Below are 14334 nucleotides of genomic sequence, written 5' to 3'. Positions count from 1 at the left end.
CCCGGTGACGGGCGGTGCGGGGCTCGGGGCGCGCTGCCGGTGTTAAGAAGGGGCCCTTCCTTTCACCTCAGTCGAAGATCGGGCCCTGTTCGCGGGTGCGCTTCAGCTCGTAGAACCCGGGGGTGGCGGAGACCAGCAGTACGCCGTCCCAGAGCCGGCCGGCCGCCTCGCCCTTCGGTGCCGGCGTGATCACCGGGCCGAAGAAGGCGACCTGCTTGCCGTCCGGGCCGGGCGCGTGGATCACCGGGGTGCCCACGTCGGTGCCGACCGGCCGCATGCCCGCCTCGTGGCTGGCCCGCAGCGCCTCGTCGTACTGGGTGGATTCGGCCGCGTCGGCGAGCGCCGGGTCCAGCCCGACGTCGGTGAGCGCGCCCGCGAGCATGTCGCGGCCCAGTTCCTCCTTCTTGAGGTGGATCCGGTTGCCCATCGCGGTGTAGAGCTTCGCCAGCGCCTCGGCGCCGTGCGCCTGCTCGACGGCGATGCACACCCGTACCGGGCCCCAGCCCTTGACCATCAGGTCCTGGTACTCCGCCGGCAACTCCCGGCCCTCGTTGAGCACGGACAGGCTCATCACGTGGAACCGGATGTCCACGTCCCGGACCTGCTCGACCTCCAGCAGCCAACGGGAGGTGATCCACGCCCACGGGCACAGCGGGTCGAACCACATGTCCGCGGTGACACGTTCGGTCACTGTGTCTTCCCTTCACGACATCGTCGCGCCGGGGCTCCGGCGCGGTCACCTCCGATCCTCACCCCGTACCGCATCGACAGGTACCGGAATGAGAGCGTGACCTCGACCACCGAGAGCGGTCCGTGCATGGAAGACTCGGTTCTCGACGGGCCGTCACGAGCGGCCGGGCAGTACCGGCGCCGCGGGGCGCGGCGAGACGAGTGGGATGGAGACGAACAGTGCCGGGAGTGCGCAACCTGACCCAGGTCGAGGCTACCGAGCGGGCCCGCCTGCTCGAGGTGACCGGGTACGACATCAGCCTTGACCTGTCGACCGCGGTGCAGCCCACCGGTCGCACGTTCCGCTCGGTGACCGAGGTCCGGTTCCGCTGCGCCGAACCGGGGGCGACGACGTTCATCGAGACAGCCGCGGAATCGGTGCGGTCGGCCACGCTCAACGGCGAGCCGGTGGACCTGTCCGGCTGGTCCGCCGAGAAGGGACTCACGCTCAGCGGCCTGGCCGCCGAGAACGTGCTGGTGGTCGACGCCGACTTCGGTTACTCCAACAGCGGGCAGGGCCTGCACCGCACGGTCGACCCGGTGGACGGCGAGACCTACCTCTACAGCCAGTTCGAGACCGCCGACGCGCAGAAGGTCTACGCCTGCTTCGACCAGCCCGACCTGAAGAGCGTCTACACCTGGCACGCCACCGTCCCGGACCACTGGCGGGTCGTGTCGAACATGCCGGTGGAGCGCGAGGAGGCGGCCGGTGAGGGCCTGAAGACGGTGCACTTCACCGTCTCGGAGCGGATGAGCACCTACATCACCGCGCTCTGCGCGGGGCCGTACCACGAGGTGCGCCACAGCCACGACGGCATCGACATGGGCTACTTCTGCCGGGCCAGCATGGCCCCGCACATGGACGCCGACGACCTGCACCTGATCACCACGCAGGGCTTCGACTTCTTCCAGGAGAAGTTCGGCGTCCGCTACCCGCTGCCCAAGTACGACCAGCTCTGGGTGCCGGACTTCAACGCCGGCGCGATGGAGAACTTCGGCTGCGTCACGCACGCCGAGTCGCACTACATCTTCCGGTCGCAGGTCACCGACTTCGAGTACGAGCAGCGCGCCAACACGATCCTGCACGAGCTGGCGCACATGTGGTTCGGTGACCTGGTCACCATGCGCTGGTGGAACGACCTGTGGCTGAACGAGTCGTTCGCCGAGTGGGCCAGCCACTGGTGCAACACGCACGCCACCCGTTTCACCGACGCGTGGACCACGTTCCTGTCGATCCGCAAGAACTGGGGTTACCGGCAGGACCAGCTCTCCTCCACCCACCCGGTCTACTGCGAGATGCCGGACCTGGAGGCCGTCGAGGTCAACTTCGACGGCATCACGTACGCCAAGGGCGCGAGCGTGCTCAAGCAGCTCGTCGCGTACGTGGGTGAGGAGCCGTTCCTGGCCGGTCTGCGCGCCTACTTCGGCAAGTACGCCTGGGGCAACGCCACGTTCGACGACCTGCTGTCCGAGCTGGAGGCGGCCTCCGGCCGGGAGCTGCGCAAGTTCGCCGCCCAATGGCTGGAGACCGCGCAGGTGAACACGTTGCGCCCGGAGGTGACCATCGGCGCCGACGGCACGTACGAGCGGGTGGTGGTCCGCCAGGAGGCGCCGTCGGGCTACCCGACGCTGCGTACCCACCGCATCGGCGTCGGCCTGTACGACCTGACCGACGGCCGGCTGGTGCGCCGGGAGCTGATCGAGACGGACGTGACCGGCGAGCTGACCGAGCTGTCCGAGCTGCACGGCAAGCGGGCCGCCGACGTGCTGCTGCTCAACGACGAGGACCTGACGTACGCCAAGCTGCGGCTGGACGAGCGGTCGATGGCCACTGTGGTGCAGCACATCGCCGGCTTCGACTCGTCGCTGGCGCGGGCGCTGTGCTGGACCGCCGCGTGGGACATGACCCGTGACGCCGAGCTGTCGGCCCGCGACTACGTGGCGCTGGTGCTGGCCGGGCTGACCGCCGAGACCGACATCAACCTGGTGACGGCGACGCTGCGGCAGGCGACCACGGCCCTCACCTTCTACGCCGACCCGGCGTGGGCGCCGACCGGCTGGGCCGACCTGTCCCGTACCGCCCGGACCGCGCTCGCGGCGGCCGAGCCGGGCAGCGGCTTCCAGCTCGCCTGGGCCCGGGCGTACGCCTCGTCGGCCCGCTCCGGCGAGGACCTGGCGACGCTGCGCGGCTGGCTGGACGGCAACGGGGTACCGGAGGGCCTGACCGTGGACACCGAGCTGCGCTGGGCGGTGCTCCAGTCGCTCGTCGCCAACGGTGCGGCGAGTGCTGCCGACGTTGACGCGGAGCTGGCCGCCGACCGTACCGCCAGCGGCGAGCGGGAGGCCGCGTACGCGCACGCGCTGGTGCCGACCGCCGAGAACAAGGCGGCGGTGTGGGCGCTGCTCACCGGCCCGGACGCGCTGCCCAACTGGCGCAACCGGGCGCTGCTGCAGGGCTTCACCCACCCGGCGCAGGTCGAGCTGACCGCGCCCTACCGGGAGCGGTACTTCGCCACGGTGGACCAGGTGTGGGCGCAGCGCGACAGCGAGCCGGCGCAGGAGTTCGTGCAGCTCGCCTACCCGGCGTACCTGGTCGAGGAGGACACGGTGGCGGCCACCGACGCGTGGCTGGCCCAGGACGGGCGGCCGGCGTCGCTGCGGCGGCTGGTGGCTGAGGGTCGCGACGGCGTGGTCCGCGCGCTGAAGGCCCGGGAACGGGACGCGCGCAGCGCCTGAGTGAGGCACGCCGGCCGGGGCCGGCGCGGGTGGCAGCCCGCGCCGGCCCCGGCCGCTGTCGTGGGGCCCGCCCCGCTGACACGAGAAAGCCCGGCCCGCGTATACGCGGGCCGGGCTTCGTCGTGTGTACGGGCGGGGATCAGCCCTTGCCGGCGTGGCTGGCGAGCTGGTCGAGGCCCTGGATGATGCCGCCGGCCAGGTCGCCGCCGCCGAAGGAAGCCACCATGGAGAGCGCGGCCAGCTTGGCGTACGTGTCCGGGATGCGCTTGCGCGCGTACTTGCCGGTGACGATCTCCAGCTGCCGCTGGTTGGGCGACACCGCGATCAGCACCGAGCGGTCCGGGTCGGCGAGCTGGCGGTGCAGCCGCTCGGCGTGTTCCCGGATCGGCTCGTCGAGGCCGCCGACGTAGACCGAGAAGACCAGGCCGGTGCCCTGGTCGGCGAGGCGAAGCGCCTCGTCGATGCGGAGCAGCTGACGGGTCGAGAACGGTCCGTCCAGCACGTCGGGCGGGGTGCCCGTCCCCGTCGTGGGCCGCGCTTCACCAACGGTCACTTGCGCCTCCGGTTCCACCGGCCGGCGCCTCCCGGCCGGCCTGTTCCTGCTTGCGGCTGGTCAACGCCGGCGCCTGCGCCCCGGCGGCCAGCGCCGTGCCGGCCGAGTCGGCCAGCTGCTCCGGACGGCCCAGGAACCAGACCGGAGTGAAGTCGAAGGGCCGGCCCGGCCGGTAGCGCTTGGCGCCGCCACCGTTGCCGCGGCTGCCGACGGCCGCCAGGGCGGCGATCAGCAGCACCGCGGCGGCCGGGATGCCGACGAAGACCACCAACGTCTCGGTAACAGACAATCCCAACGCCCCCAGGCGGAAAGAGAGACCAGGAATGGTGCGGGTCGGCCGGTCAGGACCGGTCGCGCCCCACGTCACTTGTGATGTTCACGTTAGCGGAGTCGGCGGCCCGCCAGATTGCGGGGTGCTGATCCCATCCGTCACTCCGGTGCTCCAGTTGCGCGGCAGTGGCGAGCAGTGTCGCGTCGTCGCCGTACCGGCCGGTGAGGAGCACCCCGACCGGAAGCCCGTCGGTGGTCCGTCCGAGAGGTAACGAAACGGACGGATCGCCCGTGACGTTGAAGACCGCGCAGTACGGCGAGAAGCGCCGCTGCCGGTCGAAGTCCGCTGCCGGTTCGAGGGCGGCGAACGCGCCCACCGGCGCCTGCGGGGCCGCGAGCGTAGGGCAGAGCAGCAGGTCACACCCGGCGGTACGGCGTACGCCACGGCGTACCTGCGCCTGGAGCTCGCCGAGCGCGGCCATCAGCCGGGCCGCGCCGAGCGCCTCGCCGCGCTCGCGCAGGTACCGGGTCAGCGGCAGCAGGTCGCCCTCCCGCCCGGCCGGGACGGGGGTGACAGCCAGCGCGTACCAGACGGTCTCGAACAGCGGCCACGCCTCGGGGCCGAGCGGCGCGGGGACGTCGACCACCTCGTGGCCGGCGTCGCTGAGCAGCGCGGCGGCCCGGTCGACGGCGGCCACGCAGTCCGGGTGGACCGGTTCGTCGGCGAGCATCGGCGTGGTGAAGCGGCCGACGCGCAGCCGGCCGGGGCCGGTGACGCGGGCGGCGCGGGTGACGCCGAGGTAGCCGCCGGCGGGCGCGGCCGGCGGCAGGTACGGCTCGCCGGGTACCGGGCGGGCGAGCACGTCGAGCAGCGCGGCCACGTCGGCGACGGTACGGCCGATCGGCCCGTTCACCGGCAGCCCGAAGCCGCCGAAGCCGAGCGGCCCGCCGGAGACCATGCCCCGGCTGGGTTTGTAGCCGACCAGCCCGCAGAGCGCGGCCGGGATGCGCAGCGAGCCGCCACCGTCGGAGCCCTGCGCCACCGGCACCAGCCCGGCGGCGACCGCTGCGGCCGCGCCGCCGCTGGACCCGCCCGCGGTGTACGCGAGGTCCCACGGGTTGCGGGCCGGCGGCGCCACCAGTCCCTCCGAGTAGAGCGAGCAGCCCAGTTCGGAGGTGGTGGTCTTGCCGAGGCTGACCAGGCCGGCGTCGGCCATGAGGCGGACCACGTCGGCGTCGACGGGCGGGACGAAGTCGGCGAAGGCGGCCGAGCCGAATGTGGTGCGGACCCCGGCGGTGAGCGTGAGGTCCTTGATCGCGGTCGGAACGCCGTGCAGCGGGCACCGTTCCTCGGCCGCGAGCGCGTCGGCGGCGCGGGCGGCGGCACGGGCCTGTTCGGCGGTGACGGTGACGAACGCGCCGACGGTCTCGCCGAGTGCCTCGACCCGGCGCAGGTGGTGCTCGACCAGTTCCAGGCTGGACAGCTCGCCCCGGCGGATCGCGGCGGCCTGTTCCAGCGCGGTCAGGTCGTGCGGCTCGGCCATGCCGTCCATCCTGCCGGTACGGCGGCCGGGAGGCCCGGCGACACGTCCGGCCGGTCCTGAACAGCGCCGGGTGCGTCCGTCGACTCTAGGGCGACGACGGACGCACCCGCGCCGGCTTCAGCGGCGGCCGAGGAACCGCAGCGCGTTGCCGCCGAGCAGCGCGTCCCGCTGCGCGTCGGTGAGGAAGTCCGCCCGGTGCACCACGTCACCGACCGGCCGCTCCCCCAGCGGGTACGGGTAGTCGCTGCCGAGCAGCACCCGCTCGGTGCCCAGGGTGTCCACGAGCAGCCGCAGCGCCGCCGGTTCGAAGACCACCGAGTCGACGTGGAACCTGTCGACGTACGAGCTGGGCGGTGCGCTCGACGCGCCGCGTACCAGGTCGCCGCGGCGGTGCCAGGCGTTGTCGGCGCGGCCCAGCCAGAACGGGAAGCTGCCGCCGCCGTGCGCGAAGCAGATCCGCAGCGTGTCCGGCACCCGGTCGAACACGCCGCCGAGGATCAGCGCGAGCACCGAAAGGTGTGTCTCGGCCGGCATCCCGGTCAGCCAGCGGGCCATCCACCGGTCCAGCCGGGGGCCGCCGGGCATGTCCCACGGGTGCACGAACACCGGCGCGCCGACCTCGGCGCAGTGGGTCAGGAACTGCACGATGCCCTCGTCGTCCAGGTCCCGGTCACCGACGTGGTTGCCGATCTCCACCCCGGCGTGCCCGGCCGACAGGCAACGGTCCAGCTCGGCGCAGGCCGCGTCCGGGTCCTGCAACGGCACCTGGCAGAACGGCACCAGCCGGCCGCCACCGCCGGCGGTGACCTCCAGCGTGAGGTCGTTGAAGATCCGGGCCACCTTGGCCGCCTGGTCGGCCGGGCGGTCGTAGCTGAAGAACACCGGGGTGGGCGAGACGACCTGCACGTCCACGCCGTCGGCGTCCATGTCGGCCAGCCGGGTCGGCGCGTCCCAGCACTGCGCGCCGACCGGACGGAACTCCGTCTCCCCCACCATGATCATGGCGGCGCGCTCGGAGTCCACCCGCAGCCAGGGCCAGCCGGACCCGCCGCACGCCGCGGCGAGGTCCGGCCACCCCTTCGGTACGACGTGCGTGTGCACGTCCACGACCGGCACGCGTCAGCCCTTGCCCGGGTGCAGCGCGCCGCAGTTGTCGCAGGTGCGGGCCTTCTCGTCGGCGTAGAACGCGGCGAAGACCGGGGGCAGGTCGGCGGCGATGTCGCGGACCTGCAACTCGACCTCGTGCACCTTGTGGTCGCACTCGCCGCAGTACCACTGGAACTTCTCCAGTGTGCCCTCCTCGCGGACCCGCTCGATCACCATGCCGATCGAGCCGGCCTCGGGACGCTGCGGCGAGTGCGGGGTGTTGCGCGGCAGCATCCACATCTGCCCCTCGCGCACGTGCACCGTACGCGGGCCCTCGGGCAGCATCAGGTTGATGTGCATGTTGCCCTTGACCTGGTAGAAGAACTCCTCGTACGGGTCGACGTGGAAGTCCGTGCGCTGGTTCGGGCCGCCCACCACCATGACGATGAAGTCGTCGCTGCCGGGCAGCATCTCCTTGTTGCCCACCGGGGGCTTGAGCAGGTGCTGGTTCTCGCCGATCCAGCCGGAGAAGCTGAACGGCTCGGCGATCTCACTCATGGGAACCTCCCGACGGAAGTAGGGCGACGGCCTGCATCTCGATCAGCAGATGCGGGTGCGGAAGCTGGTGCACGGCGACTGTGGTCCGGGTCGGCCCGGTGGCGTCGAAGAACTCCGCCCACACCTCGTTGTAGCCGCCGAAGTCGTTCATGTTGACCAGGTAGCTGGTGACCTGCACCAGATCGCTCAGGTCGGCGCCGACCGAGCGGAGCAGGTCGCGGATGTTCTCGATCACGGCCCGGGTCTGCTCGCGGATGTCCAGGTCGGTGGTGCCGAACTCGTCCACCGACACCCCGGCGAACGTGTTGTCCGGCCGGCGCGACGACGTACCGGAGACGTAGACGAACCCGCCGGCCACCTTGACGTGCGGGAACGCGCCCCGCGGCACGGCCTTGCCGGCCACCACGCGGGCGGTCATGGGAGGGCCTTCAGGGAGGCGGAACCCAGCTTCTCCACAGTGGCGCGGACGTGCGCCCCGGGGCGCAGCGGCACCGCGGCGGTGGCCGCGCCGGCCAGGAACACCCAACCCTTGCGCAGCCGTACGCCGTGCCGGCCGGCCAGCCGCAGCCCCTCGTCCAGCGCGCGGCGCGGGTCGCCGAGGATGGCGGCGGTCGAGCCGACCTGCGCCACCCGCCCGTCGATCTCCAGCAGCACGCCGAGGTTGTCCAGCCCGTCCGGCACCGGCGACCACGGCCCGACCACGAACGCGGCGGCCGAGGTGTTGTCGGCGATCACGTCCGGCAGCGAGAAGGTGAAGTTCGCGTACCGCGAGTCGATCAGCTCGATCGCCGGGGCGACCGCGCGCACGGCACGGGTGAACGAGCCGACCGGTTCGCCCGGGTCGGGCAGCCGGTCCAGCAGGAACGCCACCTCCGGCTCGACCCGGGGGTGGATGAAGTCGCCGACGTCGACGCCGCCGCCGTCGGGCACCCGCATCACGTCGGTCAGCCGGCCCCAGATCACCTCGTCCACGCCGACCTGCGCCATCTTGGCCTTGCTGGTGAGCCCCATCTTGAGGCCGACCAGCCGCTCACCCCGGTCGAGGCGGCGCTGCACCAGCGCGGTCTGCACCGCGTACGCGGCGTCGACGTCGAGGCCGGTCTCGGCGGCGAGCTGCGGGATCGCGGTGGCGTCGTCGGCCGCCGCACCCAGCTTCTCCGCGATGCCGGCGATGTCCGGCCCGATCATGAGGTCTCCTTGCTCGCCAGGTCCAGTGCCACGTCCACGATCATGTCCTCCTGGCCGCCGACCATCCGGCGGCGGCCCAGCTCGACCAGGATCGAGCGGACGTCCACGCCGTACTTGGCCGAGGCCCGCTCGGCGTGCCGCAGGAAGCTGGAGTAGACGCCCGCGTACCCGAGGGAGAGCGTCTCCCGGTCGACCTGGACCGGCCGGTCCTGCAACGGGCGGACCAGGTCGTCGGCGGCGTCCATCAGCGCGAACACGTCGCAGCCGTGCTTCCAGCCGTGCAGCTCGGCGACCGCGACGAAGACCTCCAGCGGCGCGTTCCCCGCGCCCGCGCCCATGCCGGCCAGCGACGCGTCCACCCGGACGGTCCGCCCGGACGGCGAGCCGACCGGGCCGTCGCCGAGGATCCGGCCGTGCTCGACCGCGAGCACGCTGTTCGCCACACCCAGCGACAGGTTGTGGTGCGCGTGGATGCCGATCTGCGTCTCCGGTTCCAGCACCTGCCGGTACGCGTCGACGCGCTGCGCCACGTCCGACATCAGCAGCCGCCCGCCGGAGTCGGTGACGTAGACGCAGTGCGCGCCGTACGACTCCATGAGCTTGGCCTGCGCGGCCAGCCCGGCCGGGTCGTTGAGGTGCGACATCATCAGGAACCCGGAGACGTCCATGTCGTTCTCCCGGGCCCACGCGATGTGCTGGGCGGAGATGTCCGCCTCGGTGCAGTGCGTGGCGATCCGGACGCTTGTCACGCCGAGCGCCTTGGCCGCCTTCAGGTCGGCGATGGTGCCGATGCCCGGCAGCAGCAGCGTGGTGAGCCGCGCGGTGGTCAGCACCTCGGCGGCGGCGGCGATCCAGTCCGCGTCGGCGGCAGCGCCGTGCCCGTAGTTGACGCTGGAACCGGCCAGGCCGTCGCCGTGCGCCACCTCGACCGCCGCCACACCTGCGGCGTCGAGCGCGGCGGCGATGGTACGCACCTGGTCGACCGTGTAGCGGTGCCCGATGGCGTGCATGCCGTCGCGCAGCGTCACGTCCTGGATGTAGAGGTCGGTCATCGGGATGCCCCCTCCGGGGAACGCAGCGCCACCAGCCGCTCCGCGGTACGCAGCGCGGCCGACGTCATGATGTCCAGGTTCCCGGCGTACGCGGGCAGGTAGTGCCCGGCGCCGGAGACCTCCAGGAACACCGACACCTGGAGGCCGGTGAAGTGCCGGCCGAGCACCGGCGCGTACGTGTCCACGGCGTCGAACTGCACGTCCTGCTTGAGCCGGTAGCCGGGCACGTACTCCTGCACGGTCTTCACCATGTCGGCCACCGAGGCGGCGATCTTCACCCGGTCGGCGTCGGCGTCCGGGCACAGGCAGTAGACCGTGTCCCGCATCAGCAGCGGCGGGTCGGCCGGGTTCAGCACGATGATGGCCTTGCCGCGCTCGGCGCCGCCGACCACCTCGATGGCGCGGGCGGTCGTCTCGGTGAACTCGTCGATGTTGGCCCGGGTGCCCGGACCGGCCGACTTCGAGGCGATCGAGGCGACGATCTCGCCGTACGCGACGGGGGTGACCCGGCCGACCGCGTGCACGATCGGCACCGTCGCCTGTCCGCCGCAGGTCACCATGTTGACGTTCGGCTCACCCAGGTGCTCGTCGAGGTTCACCGGCGGCACCACGTACGGGCCGATAGCCGCAGGCGTCAGGTCGACGACGGTACGGCCGTGTGCCCGCAGCACCTCGTCGTGACGCTTGTGCGCGCCGGCCGAGGTGGCGTCGAAGACGAGCTGGACGTCCGCGAACTCGGGCAGCGCGACCAGGCCGTCGACGCCCTCGGCGGTGGTGGTCACGCCGAGCCGGCGGGCCCGGGCCAGACCGTCCGAGTCCGGGTCGATACCGGCCATCGCCACCATGCGCAGGCTCTCACTGAGCCGCAGCACCTTGATCATCAGGTCGGTGCCGATGTTGCCCGACCCGAGCACCGCCACTCCGACAGTCATGACGTTCCCTCCGAGGAGAAACAGGTACGCACCGAGCCGAGCCCGGAGATGCGCGCCTCGTACGCGGCGCCGGGCGTGACCGGCACCATCGGGCCGAGCGCGCCGGAGAGCACCACGTCGCCGGCCCGCAGCGGGTCACCGGCGCGGGCCATCGTGCCGGCCAGCCACTGCAGCGCGTGCAGCGGATTGCCGAGGCAGGCCGCGCCCGCGCCGACCGAGACCGGCTCACCGGCGTGCTCCAGTACCATGCCGCACAGCCGCAGGTCCACGTCGGCGAGCCGCCGGGGCGCGGTGCCGAGCACGAACAGCCCGCTGGAGGCGTTGTCCGCCACCGTGTCCACGATGGAGATGTCCCAGTCCGCGATCCGCGAGTCGACGATCTCGATGGCCGGCAGCACGTGGTCCACCGCCCGGATCAGGTCGACAGTGGTGACCCGCTCGTCCGGCAGGTCCGCGCCGAGCACGAAGGCGATCTCCGCCTCCACCCGCGGCTGGAGCAGCCGGTCGATCGGCACCTCGACGCCGTCACCGACGGCCATGTCGTCGAAGAGCACCCCGAAGTCGGGCTGGAAGACGCCGAAGCTCTCCTGGACGGTCCGCGACGTCAGGCCGATCTTCGCGCCGACGCGGCGGTGTCCCTTGCCCAGCCGCTGCCGGGTGTAGACCTGCTGCACCTGGTACGCGGCCTCGATGTCGCCCTCGGGCAGCAGCCGGCCGCGCAGCGGCGGGCAGGGCTTCCCGTCCTGCCGGGCCACTGCCAGTTCCCGGTTGGCGGCCTCGATGTCCACGGTCATGGCGGCTCCTCGCTTACGTCGCTGGGGATTCCGGCCATTCTGCCCACCACGCGCGCTCATGTGAGATCCACGCAGACGTTTGTCAGCTCGGAGTAGAAGTCGAGCGAGTGCACGCCGCCCTCGCGGCCGACACCCGACGCCTTCACCCCGCCGAACGGGGTACGCAGGTCGCGCAGGAACCAGGTGTTCACCCAGACGATGCCGGCGTCGAGCCGGGCGCCGGCCCGGTGCGCCCGGCCCACGTCCCGCGTCCACACCGTCGCCGCGAGGCCGTAGGCGGTGCCGTTCGCGAGCGCGAACGCCTCGTCCTCGTCGTCGAACGGCGCGACGTGCACCACCGGTCCGAAGATCTCCTCCTGGTTGGTGCGGGCGTCCGCGCCGAGGCCGGTGAGCACCGTCGGCTGCACGTACGCCCCGCCGTCGCGGGCGTCGCCGAAGCGCGGCGTGCCGCCACCGGCGCGCACCTCGGCGCCCTCGGTACGGGCCAGCGCGTAGTGGCCGAGCACCTTGTCCCGGTGGCCGTGCGAGATGAGCGGCATGTTCGCCGTCGCCTCGTCGTCCGGCCAGCCGTACGCCAGCTCGTCGGCACGCTTGGCCAGCCGCGCGGTGAACTCCTCGAACACCGGCCGCTGCACGTAGATGCGCTCGGTGCACAGGCACACCTGGCCGCCGTTTGTGAAGCTGGACCGCACCGAACCGGCGACCGCCGCGTCCAGGTCGGCGTCGGCGAACACCAGGCCGGCGTTCTTGCCGCCCAGCTCGAAGCTGACCGCCTTCACCCCGTCGGCGGCGGCGCGCATGATCGCGCTGCCGGTCGCCGACTCGCCGGTGAACGTGATCGCGTCCACGCCGGGGTGCCGGGTCAGGTGCTCGCCGGCCGAGCCGGGGCCGAAGCCGTGCACCAGGTTGAACACGCCGTCCGGCACGCCCGCCGCGGCCATCACCTCGGCCAGCAGCGTGGCGGAGGCGGGGGTCTCCTCGCTGGGCTTGACCACGACGGCGTTGCCGCAGGCCAGGGCCGGGGCGACCTTCCAGGTGAGCAGCAGCAGCGGCAGGTTCCACGGCACGATCACCGCGACCACGCCGACCGGCTTGCGGACCGCGTAGTTCAGCGCCCGGCCCCCGGCCGGGGTGACAGTGGTGAACGACTCGGTGGGCGCGGTCGCCACGATCTCGGCGAATGCCCGGAAGTTCGCCGCGCCGCGCGGGATGTCGAGCGTCCGGGCCTGCGAGATGGCCTTGCCGGTGTCCGCGACCTCGGCGGCGACCAGGTCGTCGAAGCGCCGTTCCAGCTCGTCGGCGACCCGGCGCAGCACCTCGGCGCGTTCCCGCTCCCCCATCCGGCCCCACGGGCCGCGCAGCGCCGCCCGGGCCGCGGCGACCGCGTCGTCCACTGTCGACTGCGACGCCTCGACCACCTCGAACACCGGCTCGCCGGTGACCGGGCTGCGCTTGGTGAACCGGGAACCGGCGTCGACGAACTCGCCGCCGACGAAGTTGCGCAGCAGGCCGGGGCCGTGCGGCGCGTGGCCGGTCATCAGCCGGGGATCCCAGAGCGTCATCGCCGCCTCCCCAGCGCCGCGCGGACACCACCGGCCAGCAGCGCGACCGCGCCGGCCGCGACCGCGCCGACCACCGCGTACTGCGCACGCACCCGGCGGCGCACCTGCGCGTACGGGGTGGTGGAGAAGGAGACGAGCTCGTACTGGGAGACGTAGCGGCCGGGCAGCGCGCGCTCCAGCGCGTGCTCGACCTGCTTGCGGGTGCGGAACACCGGCGAGGCGACCTTGTCCCGCATCTCCACGAAGTTCGCCAGCGCCATCCGGGCGATCGCCTCGGCGTTGTCCTGACGGCGGTGCTGGAACAGCGGCAGCGCGGCGGCCCACTCGTCGTCGCACTCGTCCAGGCAGCGGTCCAGCTCGACCACGTCCTCGAACGCGCAGTTCGCGCCCTGGCCGTAGAACGGCACGATGGCGTGCGCGGCGTCGCCGATCAGGCCGACCTTGCCTGCTACCTGCCACGGCGTGCAGCGCACAGTGCCGAGCACACCGACCGGGTTGTGCTGGTAGTCGTCGACCAGGTTCGGCGCGAGCGGGACCAGGTCCGGGTAGTGGGTGGCGAAGAACCGCTCGATCGCCGCCGGGCTGCTCAGCGACGCGAAGCTGCGGGTGCCGTGGGTGGGCCAGAACAGCGTGCAGGTGAAGGAGCGGTCCGGGTTCGGCAGCGCGATCATCATCGAGGTGCCGCGCGGCCAGATGTGCAGCGCGCCCGGGTCGAGCGCGAACTCCCCGCCCAGCGGCGGGATGGTCAGCTCCTTGTAGCCGTAGTCGAGGAAGTCCAGGCTCTCGGTCAGGCCCCCGTACGCGAGCAGTTGCCCGCGCACCGCGGAGCCGGCGCCGTCGGCGCCGAGGATGACCGAGGCGGTGGCGGTGACCTTGCCCTGCGGGGTCTCGAACGTCATCTCGCCGCCGAGCGGGTCGAGCCCGACCAGCCGGTGGTCGAACGCGACGCGCACGTTCGGCAGCGCGGCGGCGGCGTCGAGCAGCGCGTTGTTCAGCGCGCCCCGGCTGATCGAGTTGATCGCGCGGTCCCCGGAGCCGCTGTACGACTGGAACTCCGGCTCGCCCTCGACCGGGTGGATCATGCGGCCGCGCATCGGCAGCGCGTCCGTCATCACCTCGTCCTCTAGGCCGATGCGGCGCAGCGCGTCCAGGCCCCGCTCGGACAGCGCCAGGTTGATCGACCGGCCCCGCTCGACGGTGCCGGTACGCGGGTCGGGCCGCCGCTCGTAGAGGGCCACCGGGTAGCCGCGGCGGGCCAGGTAGCAGGCCAGCAGACAGCCGGCCAGCCCGGCGCCGACCACCGCGATCTCGTCGCGCTCACTCGTCACGC

General features: G+C 72.6%; 14 protein-coding genes. 1 reads left to right on the top strand and 13 read right to left on the bottom strand.

All coding sequences use genetic code 11. The features are described from left to right. Positions 1–67: 67 nt before the first annotated feature. Positions 68–691 (bottom strand): disulfide bond formation protein DsbA, encoded by a 624-nt coding sequence (locus IRY44_RS29465; RefSeq protein WP_135241648.1) that lies wholly within the window; start codon positions 689–691, stop codon positions 68–70. A gap of 227 nt (positions 692–918) precedes the next feature. On the opposite strand from IRY44_RS29465, the gene pepN reads away from it, so the two are divergent. Continuing rightward, a complete protein-coding gene (gene pepN, locus IRY44_RS29460) occupies positions 919–3465 on the top strand; it encodes an aminopeptidase N (RefSeq protein ID WP_194803406.1) in 2547 nt (848 codons plus the stop codon). Positions 3466–3604: 139 nt separating this feature from the next. On the opposite strand, the gene IRY44_RS29455 is transcribed toward pepN, so the two are convergent. The 12 genes from IRY44_RS29455 to IRY44_RS29400 form a co-directional block, all read right to left on the bottom strand. Beyond that, positions 3605–4018 carry a DUF5130 family protein gene (locus IRY44_RS29455; protein ID WP_091423148.1) on the bottom strand — a complete coding sequence of 138 codons (414 nt, stop codon included), beginning with the start codon at positions 4016–4018 and terminating at the stop codon, positions 3605–3607. Beyond that, entirely contained in the window at positions 4005–4289 is a 285-nt protein-coding gene (locus tag IRY44_RS29450; RefSeq protein WP_026268244.1) for a hypothetical protein, read from the bottom strand. Before IRY44_RS29450 ends, IRY44_RS29455 begins: the two co-directional genes overlap by 14 nt. 70 nt (positions 4290–4359) lie before the next feature. Further along, positions 4360–5832: an amidase gene (locus IRY44_RS29445; protein WP_194803405.1), complete on the bottom strand. Its 1473-nt coding sequence runs from the start codon at positions 5830–5832 to the stop codon at positions 4360–4362. A 117-nt stretch (positions 5833–5949) separates the two neighbouring features. Then, the gene (locus IRY44_RS29440) at positions 5950–6948 is read right to left on the bottom strand and encodes an amidohydrolase family protein (RefSeq protein ID WP_194803404.1); all 999 of its coding nucleotides are present in this window, start codon (positions 6946–6948) and stop codon (positions 5950–5952) included. Between the two features lie 3 nt (positions 6949–6951). Next, positions 6952–7476, bottom strand: a complete 525-nt coding sequence (locus IRY44_RS29435) for a 3-hydroxyanthranilate 3,4-dioxygenase (protein WP_194803403.1) — start codon at positions 7474–7476, stop codon at positions 6952–6954. Continuing rightward, entirely contained in the window at positions 7469–7894 is a 426-nt protein-coding gene (locus tag IRY44_RS29430; protein WP_194803402.1) for a RidA family protein, read from the bottom strand. The genes IRY44_RS29435 and IRY44_RS29430 overlap by 8 nt, the downstream gene beginning before the upstream one ends. Next, a complete protein-coding gene (locus IRY44_RS29425) occupies positions 7891–8664 on the bottom strand; it encodes a 2-keto-4-pentenoate hydratase (RefSeq protein ID WP_091423125.1) in 774 nt (257 codons plus the stop codon). Before IRY44_RS29425 ends, IRY44_RS29430 begins: the two co-directional genes overlap by 4 nt. Then, on the bottom strand, positions 8661–9716 hold the full coding sequence (gene dmpG, locus IRY44_RS29420) for a 4-hydroxy-2-oxovalerate aldolase (RefSeq protein WP_194803401.1): 1056 nt from the start codon (positions 9714–9716) through the stop codon (positions 8661–8663). Before dmpG ends, IRY44_RS29425 begins: the two co-directional genes overlap by 4 nt. Next, positions 9713–10648: an acetaldehyde dehydrogenase (acetylating) gene (locus IRY44_RS29415; protein ID WP_194803400.1), complete on the bottom strand. Its 936-nt coding sequence runs from the start codon at positions 10646–10648 to the stop codon at positions 9713–9715. The genes dmpG and IRY44_RS29415 overlap by 4 nt, the downstream gene beginning before the upstream one ends. Then, a complete protein-coding gene (locus IRY44_RS29410) occupies positions 10645–11442 on the bottom strand; it encodes a 2-keto-4-pentenoate hydratase (RefSeq protein ID WP_120573580.1) in 798 nt (265 codons plus the stop codon). The genes IRY44_RS29415 and IRY44_RS29410 overlap by 4 nt, the downstream gene beginning before the upstream one ends. A 56-nt stretch (positions 11443–11498) precedes the next feature. Further along, positions 11499–12980, bottom strand: a complete 1482-nt coding sequence (locus IRY44_RS29405) for a 2-hydroxymuconic semialdehyde dehydrogenase (protein ID WP_194803426.1) — start codon at positions 12978–12980, stop codon at positions 11499–11501. 20 nt (positions 12981–13000) lie between these two features. Continuing rightward, the gene (locus IRY44_RS29400; RefSeq protein ID WP_194803427.1) at positions 13001–14332 is read right to left on the bottom strand and encodes an NAD(P)/FAD-dependent oxidoreductase; all 1332 of its coding nucleotides are present in this window, start codon (positions 14330–14332) and stop codon (positions 13001–13003) included. Positions 14333–14334: the final 2 nt, after the last annotated feature.

This window comes from Micromonospora sp. ANENR4 (genome assembly GCF_015354395.1).
Classification (GTDB): domain Bacteria; phylum Actinomycetota; class Actinomycetes; order Mycobacteriales; family Micromonosporaceae; genus Micromonospora; species Micromonospora aurantiaca.
This window is presented reverse-complemented; position numbering and strand designations above follow the sequence as displayed.

Coding starts and splice junctions, on each gene's coding strand:
- IRY44_RS29445 (WP_194803405.1), bottom strand. CDS start 5,832: ATGGCCGAGCCGCACGACCTGACCGCGCTGGAACAGGCCGCCGCGATC.
- IRY44_RS29415 (WP_194803400.1), bottom strand. CDS start 10,648: ATGACTGTCGGAGTGGCGGTGCTCGGGTCGGGCAACATCGGCACCGAC.
- IRY44_RS29430 (WP_194803402.1), bottom strand. CDS start 7,894: ATGACCGCCCGCGTGGTGGCCGGCAAGGCCGTGCCGCGGGGCGCGTTC.
- IRY44_RS29435 (WP_194803403.1), bottom strand. CDS start 7,476: ATGAGTGAGATCGCCGAGCCGTTCAGCTTCTCCGGCTGGATCGGCGAG.
- IRY44_RS29405 (WP_194803426.1), bottom strand. CDS start 12,980: ATGACCGGCCACGCGCCGCACGGCCCCGGCCTGCTGCGCAACTTCGTC.
- IRY44_RS29425 (WP_091423125.1), bottom strand. CDS start 8,664: ATGATCGGGCCGGACATCGCCGGCATCGCGGAGAAGCTGGGTGCGGCG.
- dmpG (WP_194803401.1), bottom strand. CDS start 9,716: ATGACCGACCTCTACATCCAGGACGTGACGCTGCGCGACGGCATGCAC.
- IRY44_RS29410 (WP_120573580.1), bottom strand. CDS start 11,442: ATGACCGTGGACATCGAGGCCGCCAACCGGGAACTGGCAGTGGCCCGG.